This window comes from Myxococcus sp. MH1, assembly GCF_059738865.1.
Genome location: NZ_AP026947.1, coordinates 4,974,392 through 4,989,491, shown reverse-complemented (window position 1 = coordinate 4,989,491; position 15,100 = coordinate 4,974,392). Strand labels below are relative to the sequence as shown.

At 70.6% G+C, this 15,100-nt stretch carries 12 protein-coding genes; 5 read left to right on the top strand and 7 right to left on the bottom strand.

Features of this window, described 5'->3' with window-relative positions:
* Positions 1 to 14: 14 nt before the first annotated feature.
* Together AC6JA9_RS19845 and AC6JA9_RS19840 are read right to left on the bottom strand one after the other, a co-directional pair.
* Positions 15 to 1,340, bottom strand: coding sequence for an adenylate/guanylate cyclase domain-containing protein (locus AC6JA9_RS19845; protein WP_223750010.1), 1,326 nt, complete (start codon positions 1,338 to 1,340; stop codon positions 15 to 17).
* Positions 1,341 to 1,405: 65 nt separating this feature from the next.
* Positions 1,406 to 2,146, bottom strand: a complete 741-nt coding sequence (locus AC6JA9_RS19840; protein WP_267701078.1) for a tetratricopeptide repeat protein — start codon at positions 2,144 to 2,146, stop codon at positions 1,406 to 1,408.
* Between the two features lie 75 nt (positions 2,147 to 2,221).
* Between AC6JA9_RS19840 and AC6JA9_RS19835 the strand changes: the two genes are divergently transcribed.
* Positions 2,222 to 4,627, top strand: a complete 2,406-nt coding sequence (locus tag AC6JA9_RS19835) for an endonuclease MutS2 (RefSeq protein WP_497960717.1) — start codon at positions 2,222 to 2,224, stop codon at positions 4,625 to 4,627.
* A gap of 59 nt (positions 4,628 to 4,686) precedes the next feature.
* A complete protein-coding gene (locus tag AC6JA9_RS19830; protein WP_223750011.1) occupies positions 4,687 to 5,454 on the top strand; it encodes an ATP-grasp domain-containing protein in 768 nt (255 codons plus the stop codon).
* Between the two features lie 50 nt (positions 5,455 to 5,504).
* Here the strand turns inward: AC6JA9_RS19830 and AC6JA9_RS19825 are convergent, their stop codons facing one another.
* On the bottom strand, positions 5,505 to 7,070 hold the full coding sequence (locus AC6JA9_RS19825) for a hydroxymethylglutaryl-CoA reductase (RefSeq protein ID WP_223750012.1): 1,566 nt from the start codon (positions 7,068 to 7,070) through the stop codon (positions 5,505 to 5,507).
* Between the two features lie 58 nt (positions 7,071 to 7,128).
* The gene (locus AC6JA9_RS19820; protein ID WP_497960434.1) at positions 7,129 to 8,826 is read right to left on the bottom strand and encodes a phosphatidylinositol-specific phospholipase C domain-containing protein; all 1,698 of its coding nucleotides are present in this window, start codon (positions 8,824 to 8,826) and stop codon (positions 7,129 to 7,131) included.
* Between the two features lie 135 nt (positions 8,827 to 8,961).
* Here AC6JA9_RS19820 and AC6JA9_RS19815 point away from each other — a divergent pair, with 135 nt between their 5' ends.
* Entirely contained in the window at positions 8,962 to 9,357 is a 396-nt protein-coding gene (locus AC6JA9_RS19815; RefSeq protein WP_223750014.1) for a VOC family protein, read from the top strand.
* Positions 9,358 to 9,367: 10 nt separating this feature from the next.
* Here the strand turns inward: AC6JA9_RS19815 and AC6JA9_RS19810 are convergent, their stop codons facing one another.
* A complete protein-coding gene (locus AC6JA9_RS19810; RefSeq protein ID WP_223750015.1) occupies positions 9,368 to 9,832 on the bottom strand; it encodes a tetratricopeptide repeat protein in 465 nt (154 codons plus the stop codon).
* 99 nt (positions 9,833 to 9,931) lie between these two features.
* Here AC6JA9_RS19810 and AC6JA9_RS19805 point away from each other — a divergent pair, with 99 nt between their 5' ends.
* Positions 9,932 to 10,513 carry a hypothetical protein gene (locus AC6JA9_RS19805; protein ID WP_223750016.1) on the top strand — a complete coding sequence of 194 codons (582 nt, stop codon included), beginning with the start codon at positions 9,932 to 9,934 and terminating at the stop codon, positions 10,511 to 10,513.
* Positions 10,514 to 10,529: 16 nt separating this feature from the next.
* On the opposite strand, the gene AC6JA9_RS19800 is transcribed toward AC6JA9_RS19805, so the two are convergent.
* Both AC6JA9_RS19800 and AC6JA9_RS19795 read right to left on the bottom strand, forming a co-directional pair.
* A complete protein-coding gene (locus AC6JA9_RS19800) occupies positions 10,530 to 11,876 on the bottom strand; it encodes a sigma-54-dependent transcriptional regulator (protein ID WP_497960432.1) in 1,347 nt (448 codons plus the stop codon).
* Position 11,877: 1 nt separating this feature from the next.
* Positions 11,878 to 13,122, bottom strand: a complete 1,245-nt coding sequence (locus tag AC6JA9_RS19795; RefSeq protein WP_408890573.1) for a sensor histidine kinase — start codon at positions 13,120 to 13,122, stop codon at positions 11,878 to 11,880.
* A gap of 490 nt (positions 13,123 to 13,612) precedes the next feature.
* On the opposite strand from AC6JA9_RS19795, the gene AC6JA9_RS19790 reads away from it, so the two are divergent.
* Positions 13,613 to 15,097 (top strand): TolC family protein, encoded by a 1,485-nt coding sequence (locus AC6JA9_RS19790; RefSeq protein ID WP_223750019.1) that lies wholly within the window; start codon positions 13,613 to 13,615, stop codon positions 15,095 to 15,097.
* Positions 15,098 to 15,100 lie beyond the last annotated feature (3 nt).

Here is a 15,100-nt window from a genome sequence, read left to right as displayed (position 1 = left end):
ATCCGGGCCCGGGCCTAATCCTTGAAGCTCTTGAGCGCGTGCTCGGCATACGCCCGGGAGTCACACTTCCCCATGCCCAGAAAGCCGCCCGAGCCATCATCCGGGCCGCCATCCTCGGCGAGGTCCTCCAGCGCCGACACCGCGCTCGTCAGCTTGAGCGAGCGCACCGTGTCCACCGCGGCCACGCGCACGTTGCAGGTCGGATGCGCCAGCAACTCGATGATGCGCTTCTCCGCGTCGCGGTTGCCCACCTTCGCCGAGCGCCCGTAGTCCTCCAGCGAGCGACGGGTGTTCTCCATCGCCTCGTCCAGCCGCCCCTGCAGGTAGAGCCGCTGGCCCGGGTCCTGCTCCTCGGCGATGACCTTGCGCGCCTCCTTCACCAGCGGGTCGCGCTCCGCCTTGGGCGCCTTCTCCACCGCGGAGATGGCCCGCATCGCGGGGCCGCCACCGAGCGCCACCATGCCCACGCCCGCCACCGCGACCGCCAGCAACACGCAGCCGGCCACCACCAGCGCCTTGCGCTGGGAAGACAGCGCCCTCAACGCCCCCGAGACGCCACCCACCTCCTCGAAGCGGGAGGTGGCATGTCGCCCGAGTCCCACCGCCTGCTGCCCCAACACCACCGCGTGCTGCCCCAGCACCGCCGCGCCCGCCGCGGCCTTCTGGCCCAGCGCCGCCGCCTTCACGCCCAGCTGCGCCAGCTCTCCGCCGGGCGCCTCCAGCGCGGACTCCGGCACCCGCGACAGGGCCAGGTTGCCGTAGGGCGGATTCGATTCGCTGCCCGGCGCCTCGGCGATGGCGCCCGCCGACGGCGCCTCCACCCGGTACGGCGCACGCGGCACCTGGAAGACGCGGATCTTCCCGGGGATGCCCTTGAGCTCGAAGGCCCCCACCTCGCGCGCGGGCACCTCGGCCCGGTTCATCGCGAGGTAGACGGCCTCCGTGAAGTACACCTCGCCCGCCTCGGCCAGCCCCTCCACGCGCGCGGCGATGTTCACCGGCTCGCCGAAGATGTCGTTGCCATCCAGGCGCACCTCGCCCACGTTGATGGCGAAGCGCACGTGGAGCTGGTCCGCCTCCGGGGACACCCGGTTGTGGTGCCACAGCCGGTCCTGGATGGCGACGCCGCTGAGCACGGCCTGGGTGGGCGACTCGAAGGTGACCAGCAGCGCGTCACCGATGGACTTGATGATGCGGCCACCGAACGCCTTGAAGAGCGGAGACAGCAGGGCACCGTGGATGCGCAGCAGCCGCTGGTTCTCCTCCAGCGTCTGCCGACTGGTCCGCTCGGTGAAGCCCTTGATGTCGGTGAAGACGATGGCGAGGTTGGCGGTCTTCAAAGCGCGCGCAGTCTATGCGCCACGCTCTGGGGTGCAATCGCAACGACGCATCGCGACGTCGACCGTCAGCGACGCGACGGCTTGAGTGCTCGCATGCGCCGCTTCTCCTGCGGCTCCATGGACTTGCGCACCTTCGCCGCGAGCTGGGGCCGCTCCGTGCGGTCATAGAAGTCGGCCAGTCGCCGGAGCACCAACGGGCTGTCCGGCTGGAAGCTCCTCGCCGCCAAGAGCTCCGTCTCCGCGTCCAGCAGCCGCTCCTGCTTCTCCAGCACGTCCGCCAGCTGCAGGCGCACCTGTACCCACTCGGGCTTCGCGCGCGCCAGGTAGCGGTAGTGGAGCTCCGCCTTGAGCAGGTCGCCCAGCGACACCCACAGGCCCCCGAGCCGGAAGCGGGCCTCCTCGTAGGAGCCCCGGTGCTGCACCGCCGTCTCGTAGGCGCGGGCCGCCTGCATGGGGTTGCCGCGCTCCTCCCAGAGGAGCCCCCGCAGGTACCAGGCGCGGGGGTTGGTGGGGGCCTCGCGGGTGGCGACCTCCAGGTGGGCCTCGGCCTGCTCCATGGAGCCTCCCAGCTTCAGGAGCAGCCGGGCCGCCTCCATCCGTGGCAGCTCCCACCGGGGCTGGCTAAGAACCAGGGCCTCCACGGCCTGGAGCGCGGCGGCGTCGTCCCCACCCGCCTCCAGGGCGAGCGCGTCCGACAGCGTGCCGGGCGAGGGGGCGGCGGCCGGGGTTCGCGCTCCCGTCAGGGCGGAGGGCTGTGCGGCGTCAGAGGCGCCCGCCAGGCACGCCACCAGGATGACCCAGTGCATGCGCGGCAGATAGCAGAGCCGAGCCGGGCGCCTCAATAGATCCTCTTGACGGCCGGACGGCCACGCATGAAACCCATGACCGTGCAGATATCCCAAAAGACGCTGGAAGACCTCGGATTCGCGGATGTGCTCCGAGCGCTGACGCAGCGGTGTCGGACGGAGCCAGGCCGGGAGCGCGTGCTCGCCCGCCCGTTCCTCGACACGGCCGAGCAGGTCTCGGAGGCGCTGGCCCTGGTGGGTGAGGCGCGAACCCTCTCCCAGGAGCAGTTCTCCCTCCCGCTCGGCGGCGTGGTGGACCTGCGAATCCACGTGGGCCACGCCGCCAAGGGCGGCACCCTGGAGCCCCGGCAGCTCATCGACGGCGCCCAGCTCCTGTTCGCCTTCGTGCGCACCCGCGAGGCCCTGGACGAGCGCAAGGAGCGCGTGCCCCGGCTGATGGACATCGCCCGGCGGCTGCCCCTGCTGGAGTCGCTGGCCCGGCGCATCGACCAGTGTTTCGAACCGGACGGTGAGATTTCGGACCGGGCGAGCCCGGAGCTTCGCGAGGCCCGCGACAGGGCGCGCGGCCTGCACCGTCGCATCAAGTCGCGCCTGGACGAGATGCTCCACGACCAGGGCTTCGTCGCCAAGCTGCGGGAGAACTACTACACCCTGCGCAATGGCCGTTACGTGGTGCCGGTGGTGTCGAACTACCGCGCGGAGGTGGACGGCATCGTCCACAACGCGAGCCAGACGGGCCAGACGCTCTTCATGGAGCCGCAGGCCATGGTGGGGCTGGGCAACGACCTGGCCATCGCGCAGTCGGTGGTGTTGGAGGAGGAGCGGCGGGTGCTCCAGGAGCTGAGCCAGCTGCTCGGCCGGGAGGCGGACCGCATCCTGGAGGGCCTGGAGGCGGTGGCGGAGCTGGACGAGGTGGAGGCGGTGGCCATCCTCTCCTCGGACCTGGACGCGACGACGCCGGAGTTCGCGGGCGCCACGGAGCTCCAGTTGCGGATGCTGCGCCACCCTCGCCTGGTGCTGCGAGGCACCGAGGTGGTGGCCAACGACGTGACGCTCAACGGCGGGGCGAAGGCGCTCATCGTGTCCGGCCCCAACGCGGGCGGCAAGACGGTGACGCTGACGGGCGTGGGGCTGTGCGCGCTGATGCTGCGCGCGGGCCTGCCGATTCCGGTGGGCGAAGGCTCGCGGATGCCGCTGTACCGCTCGGTGCACTCGACGGTGGGCGACTCGCAGGACCTGGCGCAGGGCCTGTCGACGTTCAGCGCGCACGTGGTGATGCTGCGCGACATCATCGCCGAGGTCGGCGAGGGCTCGCTGGTGATGATCGACGAGATCGCCGCGGACACGGACCCGCGCGAGGGCGCGGCCATCGCCATCGCGGTGCTCGAGGACCTGCTGGCCAAGAACGCCGTGGCCCTGGTGACGACGCACCTGGAGGAGCTCAAGGCGCTGGCGCACATGGACCCGCGCTTCCTGAACGCGCGGGTGGGCTTCGACTCGAAGCGCATGGCGCCGACGTACCGGCTCCAGATTGGCGCCGCGGGACAGTCCTCGGCCATCGAGGTCGCGGCGCGGGTGGGCCTGCCCCAGCGGGTGTGCGAGCGCGCCCGTGAGCTGACGATGAACGCGGGCGGTCCCCTGTCGCAGGCGCTGGCGGCGGCCGAGGAGGAGCGGCGCAAGCTCTCCGAGGAGCTGGAGAAGGCGCGGGTGGCGGCGAAGGAGGCCGAGGCGCTGCGCGTGGAGCTGGAGAAGCAGAAGCAGACCTTCGAGCGCGAGCGCCGCGCGAAGATGATGCAGTTCAACGAGGACGTCCACGCGGCGAGCGAGCTGGCGGCGACGGAGGTCCAGAAGCTGCTCACGAAGCTGCGCGCCGAGCAGAACGAGAAGGCGCTGTCGGAGGCGCGGCAGCAGCTGCTGCAGCGGGCCGAGGACGCGCAGAAGCGGGCCCTGGCCGCGAGGGCGGAGCTGTTCCAGGTGGAGGCTCCGGCGCCGGTGAACCTCAAGGTCGGCGCGTGGGTGCACCACTCGGGGCTCGCTCGGGATGTGGAGATCCTCGAGCTGGCGGATGGGCACGCGGTGGTGTCCGCGGGCGGCGCGATGAAGATGCGGGTGCCCACCTCGGAGCTGTCGGGCTCTCGCACGCGCAAGCCGCAGCAGGCGAAGTTCCCGGAGCGGCAGAAGCAGGATGCAGCGCTGAAGCGCGCGTCCACGGCGGCGGGCGCGCCGGTGGACGCGATGAACTTCCGCTGCGACGTGCGCGGCATGCGCGCGGACGAGGCCCTGGCGGAGGTGGAGTCCTTCCTGGACCAGGGCATGCGCAGCGGTGAAGAGGCCGCGCTCATCGTCCACGGACATGGCACGGGCGCGCTGAAGCAGGCGCTGCGGGACTATCTGGCGAACTCGCCCTACATCCGGATGTATCGCCCGGGAGAGAGCCACGAGGGCGGCGACGGCGTCACGGTGGTCGCGCTGCGCTCCTGAGTCAGGCCCCGTGGAGCCCGAGCGTCCCCGGCGCTCGCGGTTCCACGGAGGGCCATGTCATGCACTGGGTCGTTCAGGACAACCTGTTCAACGAGCGCGGCTTCCACGAGCTGCTGCGGGTCCTGGAGCGCGGCGGCATTCCGCACACCCTGGTGAAGGTCATTCCGTTCGACGGGGGCGTCGAGCCCACCGTCGACGTGGACGGGCACGTCATGGTGATGGGCTCGTTGAGCCTGGCCCGGTACGCGCGGCGGCGCGGATGGACGCCAGGGGCGTTCATCAACGAGCGGTTCGACTTCCGCGTCTGGCGCGAGCACCTGGGGGAATTCCTCCTGAACGGGGACGCGCGCGTCTGCCGGTTCGCCGAGGTGCCTCGCCAGGAGGGCGCGTTCTTCATCCGCCCCTGCCTCGATGACAAGGCGTTCTCGGGGATGGTGGCGCGGTGGGAGGACTTCGAGCCCTGGCGCGAGCAGGTGTTGCGAGTGGGCGACACGCCGCAGCTCACCGCGGAGACCTGGGTCGCCGTGAGCGAGCCTCGTCGCATCCAGAGCGAGTACCGGATGGTGGTCGTGGATGGCCGCGTCGTCACCGGGACGCGCTACAAGCTGGGTGACCGGGTCTTCTCCTCGTCGGAGGTGGAGCCGGACGTATGGACCTTCGCGCAGCGGATGGCGGCGCGGTGGGGGCCGGACAGGGCCTATGCCCTGGACATCTTCGTCCACGAGCACCGGCCCCACGTCGGGGAGATCAACACGCTCAACGCCGCGGGCTTCTATGCCTACGACGTGGGGAAGATGGTCGACGCCATCGAGTCGATGCCGTTCTGAGACGATGGAGACAGCAAGGCGCCGGCCTCTCGCGAGCGGCCGGCGCGCCCTCAGTGATGTCGCCCCAGGCTCTCGTGGCTCGTCACCCACTCCTCCGAGCCCAACGCGGAGGCCACCGCGCAGGCCAGCGACAGCTCCCCCGCGAGCACCACGCCAGCGACAATCTCCGCGAGCCGACGCACCTTGCCTCGCCCGAAGCAGTCCATCAGCTCCAGACACTCGCGCTGCGTGGGCAGCCCCGTGCCACCTCCGTGTGTTGCCAGCACCAGCGACGGGAGCGTGATGGAGGCATGCAGGTCGCCCTCCGGCGTCTCGTCCATGTACAGGTCGCCCGCGGCCGACTCCGCCAGCGTCGCCACGTCCTGGCCGGTGGCGATGAACAACGCCGCGAGCGCGTTGGCGGACTGACACCCGTTGTTGTGCGCCCCCGCGAGGCTGGAGCCCTCCGCGCTGACCCGCTGCAACAGGACGACCTGCTGCACGGAGGTCCGCATCTTCTCCAGCAACAGCGCCTTGGGTACCACCACCTCCGCCGTCACGCGCTTGCCCCGCGTCTGGAGGATGTTCAGCCGTGACGACTTCTTGTCGGTGGAGACGTTCCCATCCAGGAAGCTCGCTCGGATGTGCGGATACTGCTCGCGAATCCAGAGCAGCGCCGCGAACGTGGCCTTTCCCACCATGTTCTGGCCCGCCGCGTCCCCCGTCGCGAAGTTGAACCGCACGAAGACGAACCGGTGGAGCTGATACGTCTCCAGGCGCAGCAACTTCGCCACATGGCTCGTCGCCTCGGCCTGCTCCGCGATGGCGGACTCGTTCGCTCGCAGCCACCGCGAGAAATCACGCCCCGCCCTCGCATCGTCGAACACGAAGACCGGCGCGCGCTGCATGGCATCCTCCAGCACCGTACAGCGGGCTCCGCCACACGCGTTGAGCAGCTTGATGCCCCGGTTGTAGCTCGCCACCATCGCGCCCTCCGTCGTGGCCAGCGGAATCAGGTACGGACCGTGGGCGTACTCTCCCTGGATGATGAGCGGTCCCGCGAGACCCAGCGGGACCTGCGCCACCCCGGTGAAGTGCTCACACGCGTTCCTCGCATGCGCGGGCTCGAACGAGGGGCTCGACACATGGCTCAGCCGCGTCCCAGCCCACTGCTCCGCGTGGGCCCGCCGCGCGCGGACGACCCCCTCGGCGAAGTCGTCATCCGGGGCGCGCGGAATCCGCCCATCCGCCTCCGGATGCGGCTCGTCGATGACCTGGGTCACGTCCGCGCGGATGACGCCATGAACCCCACACTCGAGCTCCAGCTCGACGCGGTGCTCCCCCATCGCGAGCGGCGGAATACCGACCCGGAGCCACACACGACGTTGTCGCTCGAAGAGGAACGGACACCGGGACGACAGGTCCACACCGGGCCACACGGCCCCCTCCTCGGGGACCAGGACGATGTCCTCCAGCGGAACCTCCCGCCCGTTCACCCGCACCACCCCCACCCGGATGAGCTGGAGGTCCGCGACCTGGTTCGTCAGCGAGACCTCCACGGCTCCACGTCGATTCCTGAGACACGGCCCCAACACCATCGGGGCCGACCCATCCAAGCCGGTGCCTTCGTTGCTCATGTCCCCTCCCACCGGGAACATGATTCACGTGCTCACCTCCGACCACGGCCCCAGGTCCCTAGCGTGAGACAGCGAGCGAGGAGATGCGATCATTCCACGGCCCGCCCGCCACCGAGTCGACACTGTCGATGCTGGAGGACGTGCTGAAACACCGTCCAGACATGAACGCATGCTCACACAGCGTCGCCTGATACGAGCCGAGCACCGTCACGGAGCTGGTGACGTCGTTGAAGCCGAAGTCCCCCAGGTTGCCGACGCTCGACGTGAGCCGCATCACGTTGCCCTCGTAGCCCCCGTGCTCGTGCAGGTACACGCCGTCTCCCGCCGAGTACCCCTGCACCGCGTACGTGTAATCACCCGACGACGTCTTGTAACCACGACCGTAGTCCGAGTACGCCCAGTTGCTCAGGCCTCCCGGTGAGCGCTTCACCACCACGGACCAGAGCTGGAACGGAAAGCGCGCACTCAGCCGGCCATGGAGCTGTGTGGCCCGATCTCCCGCGCCGCCAGAGAGGCTCCCGAGCTGTCCGTTCACGTAGCTGGCGAGATACGAGGGCCCCACCACGCTCGTCACCGTGCGCGTCGTGAAGGCCAGGTGGGTGTACTCATCCATGGAGTCGGACTGGAGGAACGCGCCCTCGTAGTGCATCCAGCCGCCCCACTCCCGCTTCAGCGCCAGGATGTGCCAGTACCGCCCCGGCGCCGCGTTCTGGAGGAACGCCCGCGTCCCGCGCCACCGGGCCTCCGCGTCACCGCCCACCGTGTGCGCCGTGTTCCGGAAGATGATTCCGAAGTCCGGAGGGAGCGCCGCGCTGCTCGGCAGGAGCCGAACATTGAGCGCGAGGATGGCGTCAATCAGGCCCGCCCCGGGGAAGTCCATCATCAGGATTCCCGCGCGCTGCGCGTACCCGCCCACCAGGTGGTCGATGGCGAAGTCGTTCACCCCGCGATAGCCGATGCCCAGGACATTGATGCCGCCCGCGACGTGGAGCGGATGCGCCATGGCGGAGGCGCCGCTCAGGAAGTTCACGAACAGCTTCGACGGCGCGCCACCCTGCGTCCGGTCCAGGTGCGCCCGGACCTTGTTCCACTTGTCGTCGATGTCCGCGAGCTGCGACACGGTCCAGTCATCCTGGAGCTCCAGCGCCCCCCAGGGGATGCCGTAAGCGCCCCCCGCGAAGTCGTCCAACACGACGATGCGCCCGCGCACCTCGCCCAGCGTGGGCACATGCGAGCCTCGCCAGAGATACGGACTGTAGGCCGGCTGGTCGCGATACCACTCGAAGGTCTGGTTGAAGCTCCGGGTGATGTCCTCCTCGGTGTGCTCGCGCTTCACGCGCATCACCACCGTCTCGGTGGGGTTGTCGCTCAGGAACTGGATGGTGGTGCGCAGGACGTCATCGAAGTTGACGTGCAGGTACACCACGCCGTGATGGATGGTGAACCGGTCGCCGATGTGTCGACACCGGATGTCCAACGCGCGCACGCCCGCATCCAACTGCTTGCGCAGGTCCAACGACTGCGTCTGCGTCAGGCTCCCGCCATACGACTGATACGCCATGGTGTCGTGCGTGCCGGGGATGGACAACGACGCGAGGCTCGTCGAGTTCGACACCCAGCTCATCCACGAAGGATGGGTCGTCTCGATGCTGCCGGAGTCGTTGTAGTAGCGCCCTCGCGCGAGCGCGGAGGGGGCCGCCGCCACCAGCCCCACCGCCAGGGACACGAGGATGTGACGCAGACGCAGGACTGACATGAAGCCCTCGACAAGGATGAGCGATAAGCCGCAAAAGCAGCATAACACTCAAAACGCTATCCAGGCGGGAAGGCAGGCGCCCGGCACTCCGGGAGGAGCTTGTCGAGGGAACGGGCGGGTCCACACCGTACGGGCATGCTCCAGCTCGACCACTTCGGTTTCGTGACGACGGACCTGGACGCGAGCGTGCGCTTCTACGAGGCGTGCCTGAAACCGCTTGGCCTGGGCGTCCTGGAGCGCGGGGAGGGCTTCGTCATCTTCGGCACGGACGCGAAGTCGCCGTTCCTCTGGGTGGGCACGTTGCGGCCATCGACCTGGACGGCCGAGCACGCGCCGGCGCGCAGCCCGCTCCACCTCGCGTTCTCCACGAAGGAGCGCGAGGTGGTGGACGCTTTCCACCAGCGGGGCCTCGCCGCGGGAGGACGGAACAACGGCGCCCCCGGTGTCCGCGAGGGCGGCTTCTCCTACTACGCCGCCTTCCTGTTGGACCCGGACGGCAACAACATCGAGGCCTGTGTCCGGCTGACGTGAGGCCCTGGCCTCAGCCGGGGGACTGTCCCGACAACACGCGCTCCAGCGCCGCCGCCTGCTCCCGCTGGTCCGCGTCCGCGCTCCGGCTCGCGGGCTTCAGGTGAGCCTTCGCCCGCTCCGGGTCCGTCTTGGCCAGCGCCATGGCCATGCAGAGGTTCGCCCTGGGGTGGTCGGGCTGCGCCGCGAGCACCGGCGCCAGGACCTCCGCCGCGCGCGCGTCCTCGGTGCGCTCCAGCAGGGCCATCGCCAGCTCACACGCGGCCTCGGGGTCCGAGGGCGCCTTCGCGTGAACCAACTCCAGGAGCTGCACGGAGCGCTCCCGCTCGCCCGTCACATCCAGGGCCCGCGACAACGCATGCATCACCTTCACGTCTCCGGGGGCCTCGCGAAGCGCGGCCTCCAACAGGCGCGCCGCCTCCCGCCCATCCCCCGCCTCCAGCCGAGCCACTCCGTCTCGATACAGGTCCGCGCCCACGTGCTCTCCTTCTCACAATGCGATGCGTCAATCCCACCCGCGCAACTTCCACCCTACAAATTGCGACAACCCGAGAGAAGCTTTCCCCCGGGTCCCTTCATGCTCGTTCGCAACGCTCCCGTCGCCCCCCGCCGCCAGACGCCCTCCGCCTCGGAGGCTCCGGCCTCGGAGAAGGCCCAGAACACGGCCCTGGTCCGTCCGAACACCGAGGACACCTTCACGAAGGGCACGGCCGCCACGGCGCGCGTGGGCAAGGCGCCCGCCGGAGACCACGGCAAGCTGATGACGGAGTACCTCACGGGTGCCCGTCCTCCTCCGGCCGACTTCGAGAAGGTCATGGGCTACAAGCCCTTCGCCATCCAGACGAAGCACGGTCAGCGCATGCAGGACCCGCACGGCTCCGCGTCCGCGCCCGGCAAGATTGGACCGGACAAGGAGTTCGACCCCGCGGCGAAGACGCACGACTACGGGTACGACCTGCTGCGCTACTTCGACCGCAAGGGCACGCCCCTGAGCGGCGACGCGCGCAAGGCCGCCGACGCGCTCTTCCGCAAGGACCTGTTCGACTACGCCAATGACCAGAAGGGCTTCGGCGACCGGCTGAAGTACCGCACGTGGGCGCAGATCTACGCCACCGCGGTGGAGCTCAACTCCCGCGTGCAGGGCTACGGCCCTCCGTGAGCCGCGCCCCGCGGCGCTACTGCATCCCGTAGCGCCGCAGCTTGTCGTAGAGCGTCCGCAGGCCGATGCCCAGTCGCTGGGCCGCGCGCTTGCGGTTGCCGCCCTCGTCCGCGATGGCCTGCTCGATGGCCATCCGCTCCAGCTCCTCCAACGTCTTGTCCGGCAGCCGCGCTCCCACCGCCGGCGTCGGCGTGGACGTCGGCGCGCTGGTCGGGTCCAGCCACAGGTGACGCGACTCCACCACCGCGCCGTCCGCGAGGATGGCCGCGCGCTCCAGTGCATTGCGCAGCTCCCGGACGTTGCCCGGCCAGGCGAACGACTCCAGCCGCTCCGACGCCTCCGGTGACAGCTTCAACCCCGGACGTCCCAGCTCCTCGCCGATGCGCCGCAGCAGCAGCTCCGCCAACGGCCGCAGGTCCTCGCGTCGCTCGCGCAGCGAGGGCAGCCGGATGGGGAACACCGCCAGCCGGTGGTAGAGGTCCTCGCGGAACTCGCCGTGCGCCATCATCGTCTTGAGGTCACGGTTGGTCGCCGCCACCCAGCGCACGTCCGCCTCCAGCGTCCGCGTCCCACCCACGCGCTCGAAGCGCCGCTCCTGCAAGACACGCAAGAGCTTCGCCTGCAGCTCCGCCTTCAGCTCGCCCACCTCGTCCAGGAAGAAGGTGCCACCCTGGGCCAGCTCGATGCGCCCGCGCCGATGCGCCACCGCGCCCGTGAACGCGCCCTTCTCGTGGCCGAACAGCTCGCTCTCCAACAGCGTCTCGGTCAACGCCGCGCAGTTGACCGCGATGAACGGCCCCTCGGAGCGCTCGCTCCACTGATGCAGCGCGCGCGCCGCCACCTCCTTGCCCGTGCCGCTCTCCCCCACCAGCAGCACCGTGGCCTGCGTGGGCGCCACCTTGCGCAGCGCCTCCACCACCGGGCCCATCGTCGGCGCGCCCCAGCTGAGCACCACCTCGCTCGTGGACTGGCGCGCCTCCGTCTTCAGGTTGAGCAGCGCGCGCCGCTCCAGCGCCCGCGCCACCGTCAGCCGCAGCTCCGCGGGACTGCCCACGGGCTTGAGCAGGTACTCGAACGCGCCGGCCTTCATCGCCGACACCGCGCTCTCCACCGAGCCCACCGCCGTGAGCACGATGACCTCCACGTCCGGCTGCTCCTCGCGCACCTTGCGCAACAGCGTCAGCCCGTCCATGCCCGGCATGCGCAGGTCCGTGACGAGCAGATCCACGCCCTGCTTCGACAACAGCCGCGCGGCCTCCTCGCCGTCGGCCGCCGTCGTCACCGCGTGGCCCTCCACCTCGAGCGCCTCCGCGATGAACGAGCGCACGCCCTCTTCGTCATCCGCCACCAGGATGCGCGCCATCTCAGGTCCCCCTCGCCGGCACGGTGAGGCGGAACTCCGCGCCTCCCTCCGCGTGCGTCCTCGCGCTCACCGAGCCCCCATGCAGCTCGACGATGCGGCGGGTGATGGCCAGCCCCAACCCCACGCCCCGCAGGCGCCCGGTGACGAAGGGCTCGAAGATGCGCTCCTCGTCGCCCTTGGGGATGCCCGGACCATGGTCCCTCACCGTGAAGACGAGCGCCGGCCCCTCCTGCGCCACCCCCACCTCCACGCGCTGCCCCGCGGGGCTCACCTGCACCGCGTTGCGCAGCACGTTCTCCAGCGCCTGCTGGAAGCGGCCCGCGTCCAGCTCCACCTTCTCGTGGCCCGGCAGGTACCGCGCCTCCACGCTCGACTCACCCGTGGCCTCCACCGCCGCGCGCAGCACCTCGTTGGGGTCCGTGCCCGAGCGGCGCAGCTCGCCGCTGCGCACGAAGTTCAGCAGGTCGTTCATCAACTGCTCCAGCCGCACCGCCTCGCCGACGATGCGGTCCGCCTTGGGACGCAGCACCTCGTCGCGCTCCACGCGCTCGGCCAGCAGCTGCGCATGCCCCTTGAGCGACGCCAGCGGGTTTCGCAGCTCGTGCGCCAGCACCGCGGACATGGTGCCCAGCGCCGCCAGCCGACGCCCACGCTCCAGCTCCGCCGCCAGCGCCTCACGCTGCGCCAGCGAGCGCGAGAACGCGAACGCCAGCCCCAGGATGCCCATGCATGACACCGCGGCCACGAACAGCAGCCGCTGTGAGCGCTCCTTCAACTCCAGCGCCGTGACGGGCTCGAAGTCGTAGCCGATGCGCAGGTTGCGGCGAGGCTCCTGCGAGACAGGAGGCTCCACCATCGGCGGCGTCCCGCTCACGGCGGGCGGGCCGTCCGGCGGCCTCGGCTTGCGCAGCCGGTGGATGAAGCGGCCCCGCCCCTCCTCGAAGCGCAGCTGCGTGCCGTCTTCGATCTTCCCCAACGAGCCGACACCCGCCGAGGCGAGCACCTGCCCGTCCTCGACGATGGCGACGTAGCGCAGCCCGCCCTCCTGGTGGGTGTTCAGGAAGGCCTCCAGCGCCTGCTGGCTCGGCACGCCCGTGCCCTCCCGGAAGGCCTCCACGCCGGCGAGCATCAGCACGTTCGCCATGCCGCGCACCACCAGCGAGGACGACTCCAGCGCCGAGCGACGGATGAACACGACGGCGGACAGCAGCACCGCGCACATCAGCCCGGCCGCCACCCAGGGCATCCAGGGACCCCGCGGTCTCCAACGGGCCGGGCCACTCATCGACGCGGCCCTCGCTCCGGGTGTCTTCCACTCCATGCGGCTCCTCCACTCGCTGCGAACTCTGCATCCAGGATGCGGAATCCGCACTCCCTTCCGTCACGACGTGGCGCCGCGTGGGCTCCTCCTTGCTTGAACGCTGCCGAGCCCATCTGTCTCTCCCCGAGGGTTGGGGGTGGCGCCCGAGCCGGGTCACCACCTCTCTTCGAGACTCCGTTGTGCAAGCACGAGGCCCATGGCCCCATCCCTCGATGACGAGCCGCGTCGAGCGCATGCGAAATCCGCACCCCACCGGCGACTCCCGCAGTCCCTGGAGACATTCTCCATGTGATTCCGCAGGGTTGAAATGTGGCAAGGTGCATGCAATCGACCCTGCCTGGGAACGCCGGAGCGCCAGGAGCGCACCGGCCTGCAACGGGACATGGCGGCGATGACGATGCTCCGGAAAGCGTGGTTGAAGAGGCGGCCCCAGCGGCTGACGGCGCTGACCCTGGGGATGCTCGGCGTGGTGGTGGTGCCCGGTACGGGTCTGGCGGGCGCGACGAAGGGCGCCGCGCTGTTGCCGGGTGATGCGCCCACGAAGGTCGCCCTCCTGGGCCTCGCCCAGGCGGGCGTGGTGCCCGCGCCGGCGGAGACCGCGGCGCCTCCGAAGGAGCCGAGCGCTCCGAGCGAGGCGGTGCCCACGGACCTGGGCGTCACCAGGCAGGCCCAGCCGGAGGTGCCCAGCGTCTCGCTGGAGGAGGCCATCGCGCGGGCGCTGAAGACGAACCCGGCGGTGGCGCAGTCCGAGGGCAACGTCACCAACGCGGCGGCGGCCGAGCGCAGCGCCGTGGGCGCGTACATCCCCACGCTGTCGGCGAGCGCGAGCGGCTCGCTCTCCAGCACCCAGCGCGTCGAGCCGGTGACGGGCGCGGTCATCAACGGCTCGGCCGACAACTACAGCGCGGGCCTGTCCACCGGGTGGAACGTCTTCACCGGCGGCCAGCGCAGCGCCACGCGCGAGCAGACCAAGGCCCAGTCGGGCGCGGCCTCCGCGCAGTTGAGGGCGCAGCGCGCCAGCGCGGTGCTCGAGGTGCAGCGCGCGTACTACGAGGTCCTCCGCGGCACGGGCCTGGAGAACGTGGCGCGCTCGCGCATCGAACGGGCCCGGCAGAACGAGGAGGCCGCGCAGCGCCGATTGGCGGTGGGCTCGGCGACGCGCTCGGACCTGCTGCGCGCGCAGCTGGACCACACCACGGCGCGCGATGCCCTGCGCACGGCGGAGACGCAGCGCGCCTCCGCGGCCCTGGCGCTCGGACGGCTCATCGGCGCGGAGGGCGCGGTGGAGGCCAAGGGCACGGAGAACCTGGACCCGAAGCCGCTCGCCGTCTCCGATGAGACGCTGGTGTCGGACCTGGAGGCGCAGGCCCCCGCGGTGCTCGCGGCGGCCTCCACGCTGAGCGCCTCCGCGGCGGGCGTGGACGTGGCCAAGGCCACCTACCTGCCGACGGTACGCTTGTCCGCCGGCTACGATTGGTTCAACCAGGACCCGAGCTTCAATGGCGGCAGGACGAGCTGGAACGTCCGGCTGGGACTCTCCTACCCCATCTTCGACGGCTTCCTGCGCGAGGAGCGCGTGCAGCGGGCGAAGACGGCGGAGGTGGTGTCGCAGGTGCAGCTCGCGGACACGCGGCGCGCGGTGCGCACCGGTGCCCACCAGGCGCTCAACCAGCTGCGCCTGTCCGCCGACCGCATCGGCCTCTCCGAGCAGTCGGTGGAGGTGGCGCGCGAGGACCTGAAGGTGCAGGAAGAGCGCTACCGTCTGGGGGCCACCACCATCCTGGAGCTGCTGACGTCCCAGGAGAACCTGGTCCAGGCGGAGATCAACCTCGTGTCCTCGCGCTTCGACTATCGCATCGCGCACGCGGAGCTGGAGGCGCTCGCCGGGAGGCAGCTGTGACGA